This is a genomic window from Bradyrhizobium pachyrhizi (assembly GCF_029714545.1).
Taxonomy (GTDB): domain Bacteria; phylum Pseudomonadota; class Alphaproteobacteria; order Rhizobiales; family Xanthobacteraceae; genus Bradyrhizobium; species Bradyrhizobium pachyrhizi.
Map to the genome: position 1 here is coordinate 3024284 of NZ_CP121667.1, position 17853 is coordinate 3042136.

At 65.8% G+C, this 17853-nt stretch carries 15 protein-coding genes; 11 read left to right on the forward strand and 4 right to left on the reverse strand.

The window, feature by feature from the left end; genetic code table 11:
- Positions 1 to 355: 355 nt before the first annotated feature.
- The 8 genes from QA639_RS14015 (at position 356) to QA639_RS14050 (ending at position 9287) form a co-directional block, all read left to right on the forward strand.
- Positions 356 to 1450 carry an ABC transporter substrate-binding protein gene (locus QA639_RS14015; protein ID WP_283090073.1) on the forward strand — a complete coding sequence of 365 codons (1095 nt, stop codon included), beginning with the start codon at positions 356 to 358 and terminating at the stop codon, positions 1448 to 1450.
- Entirely contained in the window at positions 1428 to 2444 is a 1017-nt protein-coding gene (locus QA639_RS14020) for an ABC transporter permease (protein ID WP_283090074.1), read from the forward strand. Before QA639_RS14015 ends, QA639_RS14020 begins: the two co-directional genes overlap by 23 nt.
- On the forward strand, positions 2438 to 3235 hold the full coding sequence (locus tag QA639_RS14025; protein ID WP_028334415.1) for an ABC transporter ATP-binding protein: 798 nt from the start codon (positions 2438 to 2440) through the stop codon (positions 3233 to 3235). Before QA639_RS14020 ends, QA639_RS14025 begins: the two co-directional genes overlap by 7 nt.
- The gene (locus QA639_RS14030) at positions 3229 to 4401 is read left to right on the forward strand and encodes an acyl-CoA dehydrogenase family protein (protein WP_050387776.1); all 1173 of its coding nucleotides are present in this window, start codon (positions 3229 to 3231) and stop codon (positions 4399 to 4401) included. Before QA639_RS14025 ends, QA639_RS14030 begins: the two co-directional genes overlap by 7 nt.
- Positions 4402 to 4433: 32 nt before the next feature.
- The gene (locus tag QA639_RS14035) at positions 4434 to 5528 is read left to right on the forward strand and encodes an LLM class flavin-dependent oxidoreductase (protein ID WP_028334413.1); all 1095 of its coding nucleotides are present in this window, start codon (positions 4434 to 4436) and stop codon (positions 5526 to 5528) included.
- Entirely contained in the window at positions 5525 to 6466 is a 942-nt protein-coding gene (locus tag QA639_RS14040) for an ABC transporter substrate-binding protein (RefSeq protein WP_283090075.1), read from the forward strand. The genes QA639_RS14035 and QA639_RS14040 overlap by 4 nt, the downstream gene beginning before the upstream one ends.
- 522 nt (positions 6467 to 6988) lie before the next feature.
- Positions 6989 to 7834: a CmcJ/NvfI family oxidoreductase gene (locus QA639_RS14045; protein WP_157345697.1), complete on the forward strand. Its 846-nt coding sequence runs from the start codon at positions 6989 to 6991 to the stop codon at positions 7832 to 7834.
- Between the two features lie 217 nt (positions 7835 to 8051).
- Positions 8052 to 9287, forward strand: a complete 1236-nt coding sequence (locus QA639_RS14050) for an MFS transporter (protein WP_283090581.1) — start codon at positions 8052 to 8054, stop codon at positions 9285 to 9287.
- Between the two features lie 13 nt (positions 9288 to 9300).
- Here the strand turns inward: QA639_RS14050 and QA639_RS14055 are convergent, their stop codons facing one another.
- The 4 genes from QA639_RS14055 to QA639_RS14070 are packed head-to-tail and all read right to left on the reverse strand — an operon-like array spanning position 9301 to position 12526.
- Entirely contained in the window at positions 9301 to 10068 is a 768-nt protein-coding gene (locus QA639_RS14055; protein WP_283090076.1) for an anti-sigma factor family protein, read from the reverse strand.
- A complete protein-coding gene (locus QA639_RS14060; RefSeq protein ID WP_157345701.1) occupies positions 10065 to 10592 on the reverse strand; it encodes an RNA polymerase sigma factor in 528 nt (175 codons plus the stop codon). The genes QA639_RS14055 and QA639_RS14060 overlap by 4 nt, the downstream gene beginning before the upstream one ends.
- Positions 10589 to 12046, reverse strand: coding sequence for a YncE family protein (locus tag QA639_RS14065; RefSeq protein WP_157345703.1), 1458 nt, complete (start codon positions 12044 to 12046; stop codon positions 10589 to 10591). Before QA639_RS14065 ends, QA639_RS14060 begins: the two co-directional genes overlap by 4 nt.
- A gap of 12 nt (positions 12047 to 12058) precedes the next feature.
- Positions 12059 to 12526 (reverse strand): DUF305 domain-containing protein, encoded by a 468-nt coding sequence (locus QA639_RS14070; RefSeq protein ID WP_283090077.1) that lies wholly within the window; start codon positions 12524 to 12526, stop codon positions 12059 to 12061.
- Positions 12527 to 12796: 270 nt separating this feature from the next.
- Between QA639_RS14070 and QA639_RS14075 the strand changes: the two genes are divergently transcribed.
- The 3 genes from QA639_RS14075 to QA639_RS14085 all read left to right on the forward strand — a co-directional run bounded on the left by QA639_RS14075 (position 12797) and on the right by QA639_RS14085 (position 17836).
- Positions 12797 to 14449, forward strand: a complete 1653-nt coding sequence (locus tag QA639_RS14075; protein ID WP_283090078.1) for a hydantoinase B/oxoprolinase family protein — start codon at positions 12797 to 12799, stop codon at positions 14447 to 14449.
- 6 nt (positions 14450 to 14455) lie between these two features.
- Positions 14456 to 16495, forward strand: a complete 2040-nt coding sequence (locus tag QA639_RS14080; protein ID WP_283090079.1) for a hydantoinase/oxoprolinase family protein — start codon at positions 14456 to 14458, stop codon at positions 16493 to 16495.
- A gap of 108 nt (positions 16496 to 16603) precedes the next feature.
- On the forward strand, positions 16604 to 17836 hold the full coding sequence (locus tag QA639_RS14085; protein WP_050387286.1) for an ABC transporter substrate-binding protein: 1233 nt from the start codon (positions 16604 to 16606) through the stop codon (positions 17834 to 17836).
- Positions 17837 to 17853 lie beyond the last annotated feature (17 nt).

The following is a 17853-nucleotide window of genomic DNA, read 5'->3' on the forward strand; positions in this document are numbered from 1 at the left end:
GGATGATCTCGTCAGGCATGCCGCGCGTAGAAGACATCGCGCATGCGGCCGCAGAACGCTCAAATTTGATGCAGTCACGGTGATGACACCGTATCTCTGCGTCGCGATGTCAGCGAAAATCCTTTCATCGCCGCGTGATGCGATCGTGGAGAGTTCAGCTGCGGCGCCGACAACATTCGAAATTCCATTTCATTGACGATGATCTTGTCGCGCCGCATCATTTGCAGGTTGCTTTGAGTGCAATCGCGCCGGAGAAATCCGCTTTTTCTAAAACCATGAGCTTCGAACGACGGGGCGCGCAAAACGGAGACGTTTTGCGCGCGGGGCGGAGCCTTGCCGAAATGCAGGAGTGATGATGTCGAGAGATAACAAGAAGACGGTGATGGATCGCCGCACATTGCTGCGTGCCGGCGCCGCCGCGGCCTTTGCCGCGCCGATCGGGGCGTATAGCGCGCAGGCCTTCGCGCCACGGGCGATCACGCCGGCGATCGACTTCTCCGAATTCCCGGTCTGCAAGACCGCGTCCGATGCGCCGCCGCTGACCGGCGCGCCGCGCAAGCTGAAGCTGTCCTGGAACGCCGGCGCGGTCTGCCTTGCGCCGCTGCCGGTCGCGATCGACCACGGCTTCTTCCAGAAGCAGAATCTCGACGTCGAGCTGGTCAACTATTCGGGCTCGACCGACCAGCTGCTGGAAGCGATCGCCACCGGCAAGAGCGACGCCGGTCTCGGCATGGCGCTGCGCTGGCTGAAGCCGCTGGAGCAGGGCTTTGACGTCAAGATCGCCGCCGGCACCCATGGCGGCTGCATGCGCGTCCTGACCCGCACCAGTTCCGGGGTCGACAAGCTCGCCGATCTCAGGGGCAAGATCGTCGCGGTCGGCGATCTCGCCGGTCCCGACAAGAACTTCTTCTCGATCCAGCTCGCCAAGCTTGGCATCGACCCGATCAAGGACGTCGACTGGCGTGCCTATCCCGGCAATCTCCTCAATGTCGCGGTCGAGAAGGGCGAGGTGCAGGCCTTCCTGTCGTCGGACCCGCTGGCATATCTCTGGCTGAAGGATGCGCAGTACAAGGAGGTCGCCTCCAACCTCGACGGCGAGTATCGCGACAAGAGCTGCTGCATCGTCGGCCTGCGCGGCAGCCTGGTGCGCGAGGAGCCTCAGGTCGCGCGCGCCATTACGCAAGCGCTGCTCGACGCCGCGATGTTCACCTCGCAGAACCCGGACAAGGCGGCGAAGTCGTTCCAGCCCTATGCGCCGAAGGCGGCGAGCCTCGCCGATCTCGAGGCAATGGCGCGCTACCACACCCATCACCATCACCCGACCGGCGAAGTGCTCAAGCGCGAGCTGAAGGGTTACGCCGACGACCTCAAGACGGTGCAGGTGTTCAAGCAGAGCACCGACACCGCCAAATTCGCGGAGCGGATCTATGTCGACGTATTCAGTGTCTGACGCGACCGCCGCGGCCGCGCCGCGCGCGGCGATCACGCTCGCGGACCTCTCCGGCAGTTACGGTGTGGGCCTTGCGGCGAGCCTCGTCTGGCTCGCCTTCGGCCTCTCCTGCCTCTATTGGCCCGATGTCGGCGACTGGTCGCGGACCGGATCGCTCGGCATCGGCGCGATCGTCATCGCCGCCTTCATCCTGTTCGGCACATTCAGCGCGGATTATCTCGGCGGCGCCGGGCAGGCGTTGCGCAAACGCGCGCCGTGGCTGGTGGCGTTCGGCGCCTTCGTGACGTTGTGGGAGGTCGCCACCGCGAAATTCGCCTGGCTGCCGCTGCCGTTCTTCCCGCCGCCGCAGTCGATCCTCGAGGTCTATACCGACGATCTGCCGAAACTGCTCGACAGCGTGTTCGCCTCGATCAAGCTGCAGCTCGGCGGCTACATCATCGGCGCGACCGTCGGCTTTATCACCGGTGTCTCGATCGGCTGGTCGCAGAAGATCGGCTACTGGGTGCATCCGGTGCTGCGCTTCATCGGCCCGCTGCCGGCCACTGCCTGGTTGCCGATCGCCTTCTTCACCTTTCCGTCGAGCTGGAGCGCCTCGACCTTCCTGATCGCGCTTGCCACCGGCTTTCCGGTGACGGTCCTGACCTGGTCGGGCGTCGCGAGCGTCAGCAGCGCCTATTACGACGTCGCGCGCACGCTCGGCGCAAAACCGTCATTCCTGGTGCTGAGGGTCGCGATCCCCGCCGCGCTGCCGCATGTGTTCGTCGGCCTGTTCATGGGGCTCGGCTCGTCCTTTGCGGTGCTGGTCGTCGCCGAGATGATCGGCGTCAAGGCCGGGCTCGGCTGGTACCTGCAATGGGCGCAGGGCTGGGCGGCGTATGCCAACATGTATGCGGCGCTGATCGTGATGTCGCTGCTCTGCTCCGGCGCGATCACGCTCTTGTTCCGCACCCGCGACCGCCTGCTGGTCTGGCAGAAGGGCGTCGTCAAATGGTAGTGCAGTCCGCAGCTGAGGCGATCACCTATCCGGCGGTCGGCGCCGAGCTCGATATCGAAGGCGTCAGCCACGCCTTCGATATCGATGGCGCCACGCTTCCGGTGCTCGATAATGTCAATCTCGCGATCGCGCCGGGCGAGTTCGTCGCGCTGCTCGGCCCGTCCGGCTGCGGCAAGTCGACCTTGCTGCGGCTGGTCGCGGGACTGGAGAAGCCGCGCGCGGGCACGCTGCGCGAGGATGAAGTGCGCATCAGTGGCCCGCATCCGTCGCGGGTCGTTGTGTTCCAGGATCCGACGCTGTTTCCGTGGCGCACGGTGTGGGACAATGTCGCGCTTGGCCTCGAAGCGCAGGGCATCCTGAAGGCGCAGCGCCACCGCGTCGATGACGTCATCGAGCTGGTCGGCCTGTCCTCGTTCCGCAACGCTTATCCGCACCAGCTGTCCGGCGGCATGGCGCAGCGCGTGGCGCTGGCGCGCGCGCTTGTCAACGATCCGAAGATCCTGGTGCTCGACGAGCCGCTCGGCAAGCTCGACTCGCTAACGCGGATCGCCATGCAGTCGGAGCTCGTCGCGCTGTGGCAGCGCAAGGGCTTCACCACGCTGTTGGTCACCCATGACGTCGAGGAGGCGCTGGTGCTGGCCAACCGCGTCATCGTGCTGTCCGATCGGCCGGCGCGGATCAAGGCTGACATCGCCGTCGCCCGGCCGTACCCGCGGCATCGCGGCGATCCCTATCTGGCGGAGCTGCGCAAGCAGATCCTCGGCCTGCTCGGACTGGAGGCGACATGGTGACATCAGCGGCGAGGGAGCTGCCGCCGGCGAACGAGCCGGAGTACATCGCGCGCGCGTTGCTGCTCGCCGCTGTGTTTGCTGCGCGCGCGCCGGCGCACGACCGCGACGCCAGCTTTCCCTTCGAGAATTTCGCCGATCTGTCGCGCGAAGGCCTGCTGGCGCTGACGGTGCCGGCAGCGCTCGGCGGCGGCGGAGCGGGTGCCCGCGACGCCACGCGCGTGCTCGGCATCATCGGCAAGGCCGATCCGTCGACCGCGCTGGTGCTGTCGATGCACTACATCCAGCATCTGGTGATGGCGCGCAGCACGCGCTGGCCGGCGCGTCTTTCGCGCAAGCTCGCCAAGGAAGCCGTCGAGGGTGTGGCGCTGATCAACGCTTTGCGCGTCGAGCCCGAGCTCGGCTCGCCCGCGCGCGGCGGCCTGCCGGCGACAACGGCGCGCCGCACCGAGACCGGCTGGCGGTTGACAGGCAAGAAGATCTATTCGACCGGTGCGCCGATCCTGAAATGGTATTCGGTCTGGGCAAAGACCGATGAGCCGGAGACCCGTGTCGGCTTGTTTCTGGTTCCCGCCGGGTTGCCGGGAACGCGGATCGAGGAGACCTGGGACCACCTTGGCCTGCGCGCCAGCGGCAGCCACACCGTGATCTTCGACGACGTGGTGTTTCCGCTGGATTACGAGATCGACGTCCGCGGGCCCGACGACTGGAAGGTTCCTGACGTCACCCAGGCGACCGTGCACGCGATTTTCGTCGCCGCGATCTATGACGGCATCGCCCGCGCGGCCCGCGACTGGCTGGTCACATTCCTGAAGCAGCGGGTGCCCGCCAATCTCGGCGCGCCGCTCGCGACCTTGCCACGGATGCAGGAGGTGGTCGGCGCGATCGAGGCGCGGCTTGCGGTCAATGCGCGCCTGATCGACAGCTTCGCCGCCGATTTCGATAACGGCTTCCCGCTTTCTGCGATCGAGTCTAACATCATCAAGCTGACGGTGACCAACAACGCCGCGGCAGTGGTGGAGGATGCCTTGTCGCTGACCAGCAATCACGGCCTGTCGCGAACCAATCCGCTGGAGCGGCATTACCGTGACGTGCTGTGCGGCCGCGTCCATACCCCGCAAGACGATGCCACCCGTGTCTCCGCCGGACGCTCCGCGCTGGGCGTCTGAAAACAACAGCCAACAACAACGGAGTTCCCGTCATGCCGGTCGAATTCATCGGCTTCATCACCAACAACAATGCTTCCGAGACCATCGTCCGCTCAGGCCCGGTGCTCGATCCGCCCTATATCGAGACGGTGGCCAAGGCGCATGAGCTCGCCGGTTTCGACCGCGCGCTGCTGGCGTTCCACTCTACCACGCCGGATGCGTTGCAGGTCGCGCAGCATGTCCTGACCATCACCAGGCAGCTCAAGGTGATGATCGCGCAGCGCCCGGGCTTTACCGCGCCGACGCTGCTGGCGCGCCAGCTTGCGACGCTGGATCAATTCTACGGCGGCCGCGTCTCGCTGCACGTCATTACCGGCGGCAACGCCATCGAGCTGCGCCAGGACGGCAACACGCTCGACGACAAGGACGAGCGCTACGCGCGCACCAGCGAATTCCTCGACGTGGTGCGGCTGGAATGGACCAGCGAGAAGCCGTTCAACTACAGCGGCAAGTATTACAACGTCGAGAACGGCTTCTCGCAGGTGAAGCCGTTGCAGAAGGGCGGCATCTACACCTTCGTCGGCGGCGGCTCGGACGCCGCGGTCGAGGTCGCGGGCAAGCACGCCGATACGTTCGCGCTGTGGGGCGAGTCCTACGCGCAGGTGCGCGACGTCACCGCGCGGGTGCGCGCGGCCGCGGCCAGGCACGGAAGGCCGACTCCGCGCTTCAGCCTGTCGGTGCGGCCGATCCTCGCCGATACTGAAGAGAAGGCGTGGAAGAAGGCGGAACATATCCTCGAGCGCGCCACCGCGCTGCAGGACCAGACCGGCTATCGTCGTCCCAACCACGCGACCGACGGCGCCAAGCGGCTGCTGGCGCTCGCTGATCAGGGCACGCGCATCGACAAGCGGCTGTGGACCGAGATCGCCAAACTGACCGGCGCCAACAGCAACACCACCGCGCTGGTCGGCACACCCGAGCAGGTCGCCGAGGTATTCGGCGACTATTACGATCTCGGCGTCAGTCACTTCCTGATCCGCGGCTTCGATCCCTTGGTCGATGCGATCGACTATGGCCGGGCGCTGATTCCGCTGACCCGCAAGCTGATCGAAGCGCGGGACCAGCAGCGGGGAATTGCCGCCGAATGATCCGTCTCATTGTTGCGGCAGCGCTTGCGCTCGCCGCCATCGACGCGGCCTTCGCGCAGACCACGCTGCGCGTCGGCGACCAGAAGGGCAATTCGCAGGCCGTGATGGAAGCGGCCGGTGTGCTCAAGGACGTCCCCTACACGATCGAGTGGAAGGAGTTCGCCGCAGCCGCGCCGCTGCTGGAGGCGCTTGCGGCAGGCGCGATCGATACCGGCCTGGTCGGCGACGCGCCGTTCACCTTCGCGGCGGCCGCCAAAATTCCGGTCAAGGCGATCGCGGCGGTGCGGCAGTCGCGCGACGGGCTCGCGGTCGTGGTGCCGGAAAACTCCGCGATCAAGAGCTTTGACGATCTGCGCGGCAGGAAGATCGCAACCGGCCGCGGTTCGATCGGCCATCAGCTGATCCTGGCGGCGCTGGAATCCAGGGGTTGGCAGGCGAGCGACGTGCAGATCGTGTTTCTCGCGCCGTCGGACGCGAAGGTCGCCTACACGCAGGGCGCGGTCGACGCCTGGTCGACCTGGGAGCCTTATGTCAGCCAGGAAGAGGTGCTGTTCAAGTCGCGCCGCGTCATCACGGCCGACGGCATCACGCCCGGCCTCGGCTTCCAGGTCGCAACCCTCGATGCGATCAAGGGCAAGCGCGCCGAGCTCGAGGATTTCGTGCGGCGGTTGGCGGCCGCGCGCGCATGGTCGCAGAACAATGTCGAGGGCTACGCCGCCACCTGGGGCAGGCTGATGAACATCCCGCCCGCGGTGCCGCTGAACTGGCTGACGCGGGCCAAGATCCGCATCGCGCCGATTGACGACAGCGTGGTCGCCGACGAGCAGAAGACCATCGACCTCTACGACCGCTGGGGCCTGATCCGGCAGAAGATCAACGCCGCCGACATCGTCGACCGCTCGTTTGGTGCGGCCGTCGGGAAGGGCGCGGGACTGTAGACAATTTGCAAGCGACACATTCAACGTCGTCCTGGCGAAAGCCAGGACCCATTACCCCGGATGGCAGTTGTTGCACGACGCCGGGGCCGCGATCCTGCTCACTATCAAATTCAGTGGTAATGGGTCCTGGCTTTCGCCAGGACGACGGGTGCTTGCACGATTTCGGAATATTGGAAATGTATCCCTGATTTGCCCGGCGTGTCAAGCTACCCTGTCGAAGGCCGGCAGCCGCGAGCTCCTTTGCATGGGGTTGTTTTCGATATTTTGCCGGCGCACCTGCGGCTGCCCTGCAAGCGGGGAGATGTGGACCGTCTGCGCGGAAGCGATTCAACTCCGCACCATTGCACCGCTAACGAACCCGTGATTCAAAACATCCATTCGTCCGAGGGCTGCCGCGCGGCAAGGATTTTCCCCGTTTGGCATATTCCAAAACCGCAACGTTGCTATTTTCGCCGCGGCCTTGCCGCTTCCTCCGGCGTTGCCAAGATCAAGCAGACGAACAATCGAGTCCGGGAGATCACCATGGGCCTTCAACAAACTCGCATCGAGTCGCTGCCGTTTGTGACCGCTGAACTGAATTATCTCGCGCCGACGCCGGGCAAGCCCCGGACCTACGCCTTCGATCCGCCGCCCGGCGAACCCAAATCCACCGCGCTGCCCGAAGCCCACAATGTTCCGATATTTGACGGGCGTTTGATCGCCGACAGCTTCTCGCTCGATCGCGAGGGCTTTGCGCTGGTCAAGCATCCGACCAGCGTGAAGGATTATTACGACGACAACGAAGTCCGCAACGTCTACTATCCCGCCGTCGAAGCCTTCCTGAAGGCGACGCTGAAGGCGGATCGCGTCTTCATCTTCGATCACACCGTGCGCAAGCGCGTCGAGGGCGCGGCTGACATCCGCGGCGGCGGACCACGCCAGCCCGCGACCCGCGTCCACGTCGACCAGACCGCCGTCTCCGGCCGCAACCGCGTGTTCGAGCACCTGCCCGACGAGGCCGAGCAGCTGGTCAAGGGCCGCGTCCAGGTGATCAATCTGTGGCGCCCGATCCGCGGTCCCCTGCGGGATTCACCGCTCGCGATGGCCGACGGCACCACCGTCGCGCCGAAGGATCTCATTGCTTCGGACCTGATCTATCCCAACCGCAGCGGCGAGACCTATTCGGTGAAGTACAATCCGAACCATCGCTGGTTCTACATTCCCGAGATGACGCCGGACGAGGCGATCCTGCTGAAATGCTACGACTCGGCGACCGACGGCCGCACGCGGTTCGGGCCGCATACCGCGTTCGTCGATCCCACCACGCCCGCGGACGCCGCGCCGCGCGAGAGCATCGAGCTGCGCACGCTGGTGTTCCATAAGCAGTAAGGGCGACGAAATCTCAGCGAACTCGTCATGCCCGGGCTCGTCCCGGGCATCCACGTCTTCGGCCCTGCGTGAAGCAAGACGTGGATGGCCGGGACAAGCCCGGGCATGACGGCATGTGGGGTGCCAAGATCGCGCTGCCGCCGAAGTTGGCACGCGCTGCCCAATAATGTTACGCCCGTCGCCAAACCGCTCGGGGAAGAGGCGATTCGTGGACGGCGTGGTGACGAAGGAAGAGGCGGGGATCGGGTTCCGCGCCCTGGTGCTTGCACTTCTGGCATTGGCCTCCGGCCACATGCTGTCGACGCTGCTGCGGACCATCCCGGCGATCAGCCTCGATCTGATGGCGTCGGATTTCGGCACCTCGCCGCAGGCGCTCGCGAGCCTCACCTCGATCTATCATTTCTCCTTTGCCGCCTCGCAAATCCCGGTCGGCGCCGCGATGGATCGCTTCGGCGTGCGGCCGGTGTCGCTGAGCCTGCTCGCCGGTACCGTGGTCGGAACGCTCGTCTCTGCGCTGGCGACGGGGCCCGCGAGCTTTGTGCTCGGGCAATTGATGCTCGGCGTAGCCACTTCGGGCATGCTGATGTGCCCGATGACGCTCGCGGCGAAGCAGATGTCGGCGGCGAAGTTCGGCCTGTGGTCCGGCCTGATCCTCTCGATCGGCAATATCGGCATGCTGCTGTCGGCAAGCCCGCTGGCGTTCGTGGTCGATCAGTTCGGCTGGCGCGCCGGTTTCTGGGTTTCGGCCGGTTTCGGCATTGTCGTGCTGATCGCGGTGTTCGCGCTGGTGCCGCGGCAGCCGGCGGCGCATGCGGATGATTCCTCGCCGCTGCACCAGATGGCCGAGGTGCTGCGGCTCGGCATGTCGCGCGGGCTGCGCGGCCTGATCGCGCTGTCGCTGGTGTCGCTCGGCGCGTCGCTGACCTTGCGCGGCTTGTGGGGTGGCCCGTGGCTGATGGACGAGAAGGGGCTGAGCCGGATCGAGGCCGGCAATGTGCTCGGCCTGTTCACGCTGGCGATGATCGTCGGCCCGGCCTGCATCGGCGCCTTCGATCGCAAGTTCGGGCACCGCCGCGCCATGGTGGCGGTGACGCACGCCATCGCCGCGCTGCTGCTCGTCTTGATGGCGGCCGGTGCGCCGCATTTCCCGGTCTCGAACCTCTTCGGCGTTGCCGTGATGCCGACGCAATATGACCTGGTGCTGTTGATCCTGATCGGGCTCGCGACCTCGGCGCAGCCGCTGATTTACGGCATGACGCGCCAGCTTGTCGCCGCGCAGAACACCGGCAAGGCGCTGTCCTCGGTCAACCTCGCGTTCTTCCTTGGCGCAGCGCTACTGCAATCGAGCACCGCGGGCGTCGCGGCGCTGTTCGGGCTGCCCGCGGTGCTGCTGTTCATCGCCGGCGCGCTGGCGATCGGGACCGTGCTGTTCCTGATCTACACCAGGCCCTAGCGTTCCGTTCCGATCAGATCGTCGTCTGCGCCTGCTTGCGAATCTCGTTGGCGAGCGGCTTCAGCTGTTCGGATGGGCCGGGTCCCACGAGACTGTAGCCCGTACCGCCGTCAGCCCACGAGAAGCCCGCGACGTCACTGCCCGAATGCGGCGCCATCGGTGCGTTCTTGTCCGACGTCATCGGGCGGGTGAGAACCACAAGCCGCTCGCCGCGATCGTCGTCGTACATGAACATGGCCGCAGGACCATGTGCGGTCGGCACTACCCGTCCGCCCATCAAACGATATCCCGACTTGGTGAGATCTGGCAGCTTCACCGGTTGATGCAACCGGTTGGAGACCCATTGCACAAGCTCGGTGCTGTCGCGCAGCTCGACCGGCCGCGTGCGATCGGAGGCGTACACTCTGTAGGAATCGCTGGCCTCCTCGGCGAGCGCCACAATTCCGCCGACCGGTGCCTGTGTCGCGCCACGGATCACCCATCCGCCGAGGCCGCCGAGCGAGAGCATCAGCATCGCTGCGATGGCCCAGCGCAACGACGAGGGGCGGCGGCGTGGGCTCTCGATCATCCTGGCGAGGTTGAGCCGCGGCGGCAGTGGCTCCTCGGCGATCGGCAGCAGCACCGATCGCAAAAGGTTACGCTCATCGGAGTAGGCGGCGATGCGCTTGGCCACGTCCGGATGCTTGTCCAGATAGACGCGGACATCAGCCTCGCGTTCCGGCTCGAGCGCGCGATCGACATAGGCATGCAGATCGTCTTCTGTAATGGGTCGGTTGCTCATGTCTTGTTCCGCAATTGCACGATATTATGATCCAGGTCGCCCGGCGTCTCCTCCAGTTCGTGGTGCAGCCGCTCGCGGGCGCGCGCGAGGCGGGACATCACCGTGCCAACAGGCACGCCGAGCACCTTCGCGGCATCGGCGTAGGACAAATCCTCGACGCCGACGAGCAGCAGCACCGCACGTTGGTCATGCGGAAGCCTGGCGAGCTTCGCCATGACGTCGCGATACATCACCTTGTGCTCCTGCGCCGCTTCCTGACCGAATGCATCCTCGTTGGTTTCGTCGATCGCGACATGAACGCCGCGCACCGTTGCGCGGCGAAATTGGTTGATGGCGAGATTATGCAGGATCGCGAACAGCCACGGGCGCGGATTGTCCGACCGCCGCTGCTCCCAGTGGATGACGGCACGTTCCAGGCAGTCCTGCACCAGGTCGTCGGCCGCGGCGTGATCGCGGACCAGGGCCCGCGCATAACGCCGCAAGGCTGGTATCAGCGGCTCGACCAGGTGCAGCATGTCGCTCATGGCGCTTGTACCTGCACGACCGCGCCGAGTTTCGCCGGCTCGCCGGATGCGATGACGAGGTAACGCCGCTCGGTCTTGGCCGCGCTCTGCACGATCTGCCGGATCGGACCGGCCGCGTTGACGATGGCGGAGCCGGCCGGATTGGTCATGAAGGCTGCCAGCGGCTCCACCATGCCGCCACCGTCGGCGTGTTCGGCCAATCCCAGCACGTAGCGCTGCTTCGGCTCGAGCCCGGTCACGGAAGCCTGCAGCACCTGGATCAGCCCTTGATCGAACAGCGATACGCTGGTCGGCGGCTTCTCGCCCTTGGCTTCCTTTTTCGGTGCGAGCGCGAGGTGAGCCGCCTGGCCGGCGACGCCGAGGGCTTGCAGGTTCTGGCGGTCATCCGGATTTGGCGCGGCGTTCGGCACATAGACGATCGCCTGCGGCGCCTGGCCGATCGGGATGTTGGCGATCACCTTGTTGGTTGCGGTGTCGATCGCCGCCAGCGCGTCGGCGTTTTCGAGACCGACATAGACCCGCGTGCCGTCGCCGGACGGCCAGACGCCGTGCGGCAGATTGCCGACGGGGATGGTCGCGACTTGCGAGAAGTCGTCGGTTCGGTACACCTTGACCTCGTTGGTGCCGCCGATCGTGACATAGGCGAGCGTGCCTTTAGGCGTCTTCGCGAAATTGACATGGTTGGTGATCGGGCCGGTGTCGATGGTCTTGATCAGGTTGAACGGCGGCTTGGCGTTGAACACCTGCGTCCTGCCGACATCCTTCAGCGTGAACCAGACCTGGTCGCCATCGGGCGAGGCCGCGATGTTCGGGCAGAACGGGCTTTCCTGCTTCACCTTGGCGACGATCTGATGGTCTGCGACCGAGACCACGTCGGTCTCCGGATTGAACGACGAACAGATGTAGCCGTACTTGCCGTCGGGCGAGAAGATCTGCATGCCGGGTCCCGCGGGGACCTCGATGCGCGTCGTTTCCTTGAAGCTCTGCGCGTCGATGACCGAGATGTAATTCTCGCCGCGCACCGTGACCCATACTTCCTTGCCGTCGGGCGTGAAGAACGCCTCGTGCGGTGACCGCCCGATATAGGTGACGTGCTTGACCGAGTTGGTTGCCGTGTCGATGAAGCTCACCGAGTTCGAACCGATCGAGACCACCGCGAGGGTGCGGTGGTCGGGCGAATAGCCCATGCCGTGGACCAGCACCTGGCCCTTGTAGAGCGGGCTGAAATTGCCCGGCTGCGGGTCGCCGAGCCGGATCACGCCGAGCAGCTTGTTGTCGGCCGGGTCGGTAACCGACACCGTGTTGGAGAACTGCTCGGCGGCGTAGACGCGATCGTGATGGCTGACCGGAATGTCGGGCGAGGACGCAGCGCCCGGCGCCTGTCCGGCGAAAGCAGGGCTCGACATCGCCAGCACGGTCGTGGCCAGCAGGCTCTTGAGGATTTGACGGTTCATCGCTCGAAATTCCTAGTTCTTCATTCCGTGGGACATGTTCATATGATCGTGAGCGGCGGGCGCCGGGCTCTGCTGCGTCGGGGCCGGCACGGACGCCGTAACCGGGTCTCCGATCGCGAGCTTCATGGCGTCGATCTCCTGCCGCTGCTCGACGATGATTTCCTGCGCGATCCGGCGCAGCTGCTCGTTCTTGCCGTAGCGGAGCTCGATCACGGCCATGTCGATCGCGCCCTGATGATGCGGCGTCATCATCGCGACGAAGTCGCGATCGATATCGCCGCTCGGCTTGGCCGCCATGTCATTCATCATCTTGGTCATCGCGGTATCGTTTTCGGCGAGGAAGGCGCTCTCCTCTGCGGTCTGCGCGCCCTGCGCCGGATGATGGTCGTCATGCGCGAATGCGGCCGCCGCGGCGGCGAGGGCGAGCGCGACGGACGCGCCGAGCGGGGCGAGTCCGAACTTGAGGAATCGAGGAGGCATTTGCGTTCACCCTGGGAGTTGTCGGGAAAGCCGAACGGTCCGGCCTCGGGGGCCGGCTTGCATGGGTGGGACGCAGCAGCGTGAGTTCTATTCCGTCGCGGGGGCGAAGATTCTCGTCAATCACGACTTGCTGATCGATGGAATGATCCGTTTCGGCCGAGCCAGCCGATTTGCGATCGGCAAGCCACTGGCTATAAGAGGGAATTCCGGTTCCGGTCGACCGGTTCCTCGATCCTCCCTGCGCAAGTCGCTCGCGCCAAGAAGGCCAAGATGTCCGCCAAGATCGATCCGATCACCCGCTCCGTCGTCCAGCACCGCCTGTCGTCGATCGTGAAGGAGATGGGCGAAGCCATGCTTCGCACTTCCTATTCGCAGATCCTCAATTCCAGCCGCGATTTTTCGCTGGCGATCTGCGACACCGACGGGCGGCTGATCGCGCAGGCGGACCACATTCCAGTTCATGTCGGCGCCTTGCCCTGGGCGACGCTGGCGGTCGAGGAGCGCTTCAAGGATGTCGCGCCCGGCGACGTCATCCTGCTCAACGATCCCTATCAGGGCGGCAGCCATCTGCCTGACCTGACCGCATTCGTGCCGGTATTCGATGGCGGCAAGCGGCTGCTCTGGACCATCGTACGCGCGCATCAGAGCGACATCGGCGGCGCCACCCACGGCGCCTACAATCCGGCCGCCACCGAGATCTATCAGGAAGGCATTCGCATTCCGCCGATCAAGCTCTACGAGGCCGGCAAGCCGCGCGAGGATCTGCTCGACTTGCTGGCGCTCAACATCCGCAATCCCAGGGAATTCCGCGGCGACCTCGCGGCAATGCTCGGGGCCGCGCATCTCGGCGAACGCCGCGTCTCGAAACTGTTCAGCGAATTCGGCGCGGACACGGTCGAAGCCGCGATCGAGGCGATTCTGGACGCGACCGAGCAGCAGACCCGCGCCGTGGTGTCGACCTGGAAGGACGGCGTGTTCTACGGCGAAGCCCTGCTCGACGATGACGGCCACGGCCGCACCGACATCAAGATCGCCGCCAAGGTGACCAAGAAGGGCAGCGACATCGAGGTCGATCTCACCGGCTCCGATCCGCAGTCGACCAGCTTCGTCAATTCCTCGCACGCCAACATGCAGGCAGCGGTCGCGATGGCCTTCGCCTATCTGATCGACGCCGACATTCCCAAGAACACCGGCGCGCTGCGGCCGCTGAAGGTGGTGGCGAAGCAGGGCACGATTGTCTGGGCCGATCCCGGCCGTCCCGTCACCTTGTGCACCAGCCATCCCTCCAACGAGATCGTCGAAGCCATCATCAAGGCGATGTCGGCGTCCTGTCCGGATCGCGTGATGGGCGGCTGGGGGCGCCGCTTCCGCATCGCGATCCAGGGTGAGGATCCGCGCACCGGACGCAATTTCATCTGGCACATGTTCCAGGCCCGGCCCGGCGGCGGCGCCTCGCCCGGCGGCGACGGCTATTCGTCGATCGGCGAGTGGCACTCGGTCGGCGGGCTGAAATTCGGCAGCATCGAGGTTGCCGAAGTGCGCTTTCCCCTACATTTCCGCCAGCACGAATTCCGGCCGGATTCCGGCGGCGACGGCCAGCATCGCGGCGGCCTTGGCGTCGCGCTCGACATGGTGCTGGAGACGCAAAAGCCTGCCAAGGGCAACACCGCCGGTGATGGCGCGCGCCATGGTCCCTGCGGCATGCTCGGCGGCAAGGACGGCGAGCCGCATCATTACCGGCTGCTCTCGGAAGGCCGCGCGCCGCGCGTGCTGAAGACCAAGGAAGTCGGCATCGAGCTGTGCCCCGGCGATTGCCTCGAGATCCGCTCTTCCGGCGGCGGCGGCTGGGGGCCGCCAGAGAAGCGCTCGGCGGAAGCGCGGGCGCGCGATCTTGCGCAAGGTTTGGTTTCGAAAGCGGTGTAGGCAGCGATGTACACGATTGGGGTCGACGTCGGCGGCACTTACACCGACCTGGTTGCGACGGATCAAACCGGGCGAACCGTTTTCGCGAAATCGCCGTCCACGCCGGCCGATCAGTCGATCGGCGTCATGGCGGGACTGGAAGAGCTGGCGCGCCGCCTCGGCGTGACGCGCGCAGCGATGCTCGCCGCGACCGATCGCCTGGTGCACGGCACGACGGTCGCGACCAATGCGCTGCTCGAGCGCAAGGGCGCGAAGGTTGCGCTCTTGACCACCGACGGACACCGCGATGTCGTCGAGATGCGCGAGGGGCTGAAGCCGGACCGCTACGATCTGCGCACGCCGCCGCCCGAGCCGCTGGTGCCGCGCGAGCGTCGCTTTGGCGTGCGCGAGCGGCTGAAGGCCGACGGCAGCGCCGCGGTTGCGCTCGATGCCGCCGCGCTCGGCGACGTCATCGCCGAGGTGAAACGTTCGGGTGCGAATTCCGTCGCGGTCTGCTTTCTGCACGCCTATCTCAACCCGGCACATGAGCTTGCCGCCGTCGAGCAGCTGGCGAAGGAGCTGCCCGACGTCAGCGTGTCGCGCTCGAGCGACGTGCTGCCGCAGATCAAGGAATACGAGCGCGTTTCGACCACGATCGTGAACGCCTATGTCGCGCCGACGGTGCGGCGCTATCTCACCAATCTGGAGCGCAGCCTGCATGAGGCGGGTTTCAAAGGCTCGCTGTTCGTGGTGCTGTCGCATGGCGGCATGGCGCCGGTGGAGGAGGCCTCGCGGCTCGCCGCGGGCACCGTGCTGTCGGGACCGGCCGGCGGCATCTCCGGCAGCCGCCGCTGCGCGGATCTTCTGGGGATTCCCGATCTCGTGCCGTTCGACATGGGTGGCACCTCGACCGATATTTCGCTGATCGCTGATGGCCAGGCCTCGCTGTCGGCGGACGGCATGCTCGCCGGCCAGCGCATCGCGCTGCGCAGCCTCGACATCGCCAGCATCGCCGCCGGCGGCGGCTCGATCGCGAGCGTCGACGGCGGCCGCACGCTGCGGGTCGGGCCGGAGAGCGCGGGCTCGGTGCCGGGCCCGGCCTGCTACGGCAATGGCGGCACGGCTGCTACCGTCACCGATGCCAATGTCGTGCTCGGCTATCTCGATGCCGCCGCCTTCATGGGCGGCGCGCGCCCGCTCGATCGCGCAGCGTCGGAGGCTGCGGTCGATCGTATCGCCGCAGCGCTCGAGCTGTCGCGGATCGAGGCCGCCGCCGGCATCTACAAGATGATCAATCTGAAAATGGCCGACGGCATCCGCCTGATGACGCTGCGTCGCGGCGTCGATCCCCGCAAATTCGCGCTGCTCAGCTTCGGCGGCGCCGCCGGCATGCACGCCGCCGAGGTCGCGCGCGAGCTTGAGATCAAGCGTATCATCGTGCCGACGGTCGCCTCCGTCCTATCGGCCTGGGGCATGCTGACCAGCGATCTGCGCTACGAGGTCAGCCGCACTCATTACGGCACCGGCCGGATTTCCGCCGACGAAGTCCGGGCGCTGTTCGAAGGGTTAGAACAGCAGGCCGCGGGGCGGCTGCGCGACTGGTTCAAGGGCGACATCGCCATCGAGCGTTCGGCCGAGATGCGCTACGGCGAGCAGGTGTTCGAGATCGACGTGCCGCTCGGCGACCTCGATCTCGGCGCCGCGGACCTGGTGGCGCAGATCGAGGAGCGCTTCCATCGCCGCCACGAAGAGCTCTACACCTATGCCTCGCGCGGGCAGGAGGTGGTGTTCGTCAACGCCCGCGTCGCCGCGGTCGGCAAGGTGGCGCGCGGCAGCGTTGATGCCGGAAAGGCCAGCTCGGATGCACCTTGCGCGCCGCGCGGCAAGCGGCAGGCCTGGTTCGGTGCCTGGCGCGAGGTGCCGGTCTACGCGCTCGACGATCTCAGGCCGGGCCATTCGCTGGCCGGTCCCGCGATCATTGAGGCCGAAACCACGACCGTCCTGGTCGACAGCGGCGACCGCGTCGCGGTCAACCCGCTGGGCTGGCTCGACATAACATTGCGCTGAGGCCGGCCTCCGCCATCAACATTTCATTTTTCCGGCATTGGCTTGGGCGATAAACTCCGCTCGCTCGGGAGGAGCGCCGGCCCGCTACCGGCGTTTGTGGCGATGTTGATGCAAACAAAAAGACAAACTGCGCTTTCGATATCCCTCGTCCTCGCAGCTGTCCTTGCGGCGGCGCCGTTGCGCGCGCAGCAGGCGCAGACGGCGGCCGGCAACGAGATCCGCATCGGCAACGTCATGCCCTATACCGGGCCGCTCGCGGCGTTCGCGACCATCGGGCGGGCGGAGGCGGCCTATTTCGACATGGTCAACGAGCATGGCGGCATCAACGGCCGCAAGGTCAGGTTCGTCTCGGTCGATGACAGTTCCAATCCGAAGATCGCGATGGAGCAGACCCGCGATCTCGTCGAGAAGCAGGGCGTGCTGTTGATGTTCGGCTCGTTCGGCACGCCGAGCAATCTCGCGGTCCGGAAGTACCTCAACGAGAACAAGGTCCCGCAGCTGTTCGTCGCTTCCGGCGACGAGGCGTGGGCGCATCCTGTGACCTTTCCCTGGACCATGGGCTGGCAGCCGACCTTCCGCGCCGAGGGGCGGATCTACGCCAATTACATCCAGGCGGCCTATCCCTCCCGCAAGATCGCGGTGCTCTGGCAGAACGATCAGTTCGGTCGCGACCTATTCAAGGGATTGCAGGAGGGGCTCGGCGACACCGCCGGGATGATCGTCGCCGATCTCGCCTTCGACGCGTCGGAGACCGCGATCCAGAACCAGATCGGAATCCTGAAGAACTCCGGCGCCGACATCCTGGTGTTCGACGGCGCGCCGGCGATCGCGGCGCGCGCGATCCGCGTCGCCGCGGACCTAGACTGGCATCCGGTGTTCATCCTCGACAATGCGTCGGCTTCGATCGCCAGCGCCTTGCGGCCAGCAGGTCTGCAGAATTCGCTCGGCGTGATCTCGACCTCGTTCCTCAAGGATGCCGGCGATGCCTCCTGGAAGGACGATCCGCAGATCAAGGCGTGGCTCGCCTTCATGGACAAGTATTATCCCGACGGCGACAAGGACGACATCTACGCCGTGTTCGGCTACGCCGCCGCGGACACGCTGATGCAGGTGCTGCGCCAGTGCGGCGACGATCTGTCGCGCGAGAACATCATGCGGCAGGCGGCGTCGCTGAAGGACTACCAGAGCCCGATCGCGCTGCCCGGGATCGTGATCAATACCGGCCCGAAAGACTTCCGCCCGATCAAGCAGATGCGCCTGGTGCAGTTCGACGGCAATGCCTGGCAGCCGATCGGCGACGTGATCGACAGCGCGTTCACGGCCGTGCGGGAGGATAATTGAGGTCGCGATAGTTGGGA

What these genes read in the sequence shown, in the direction of transcription:
- QA639_RS14075 (WP_283090078.1), top strand. Translation starts at nt 12,797, where the DNA reads ATGTCCGCCAAGATCGATCCGATCACCCGCTCCGTCGTCCAGCACCGC.
- QA639_RS14085 (WP_050387286.1), top strand. Translation starts at nt 16,604, where the DNA reads ATGCAAACAAAAAGACAAACTGCGCTTTCGATATCCCTCGTCCTCGCA.
- QA639_RS14045 (WP_157345697.1), top strand. Translation starts at nt 6,989, where the DNA reads ATGGGCCTTCAACAAACTCGCATCGAGTCGCTGCCGTTTGTGACCGCT.
- QA639_RS14065 (WP_157345703.1), bottom strand. Translation starts at nt 12,046, where the DNA reads ATGAACCGTCAAATCCTCAAGAGCCTGCTGGCCACGACCGTGCTGGCG.
- QA639_RS14070 (WP_283090077.1), bottom strand. Translation starts at nt 12,526, where the DNA reads ATGCCTCCTCGATTCCTCAAGTTCGGACTCGCCCCGCTCGGCGCGTCC.
- QA639_RS14060 (WP_157345701.1), bottom strand. Translation starts at nt 10,592, where the DNA reads ATGAGCGACATGCTGCACCTGGTCGAGCCGCTGATACCAGCCTTGCGG.
- QA639_RS14025 (WP_028334415.1), top strand. Translation starts at nt 2,438, where the DNA reads ATGGTAGTGCAGTCCGCAGCTGAGGCGATCACCTATCCGGCGGTCGGC.
- QA639_RS14035 (WP_028334413.1), top strand. Translation starts at nt 4,434, where the DNA reads ATGCCGGTCGAATTCATCGGCTTCATCACCAACAACAATGCTTCCGAG.
- QA639_RS14015 (WP_283090073.1), top strand. Translation starts at nt 356, where the DNA reads ATGTCGAGAGATAACAAGAAGACGGTGATGGATCGCCGCACATTGCTG.
- QA639_RS14030 (WP_050387776.1), top strand. Translation starts at nt 3,229, where the DNA reads ATGGTGACATCAGCGGCGAGGGAGCTGCCGCCGGCGAACGAGCCGGAG.
- QA639_RS14055 (WP_283090076.1), bottom strand. Translation starts at nt 10,068, where the DNA reads ATGAGCAACCGACCCATTACAGAAGACGATCTGCATGCCTATGTCGAT.
- QA639_RS14080 (WP_283090079.1), top strand. Translation starts at nt 14,456, where the DNA reads ATGTACACGATTGGGGTCGACGTCGGCGGCACTTACACCGACCTGGTT.
- QA639_RS14020 (WP_283090074.1), top strand. Translation starts at nt 1,428, where the DNA reads ATGTCGACGTATTCAGTGTCTGACGCGACCGCCGCGGCCGCGCCGCGC.
- QA639_RS14040 (WP_283090075.1), top strand. Translation starts at nt 5,525, where the DNA reads ATGATCCGTCTCATTGTTGCGGCAGCGCTTGCGCTCGCCGCCATCGAC.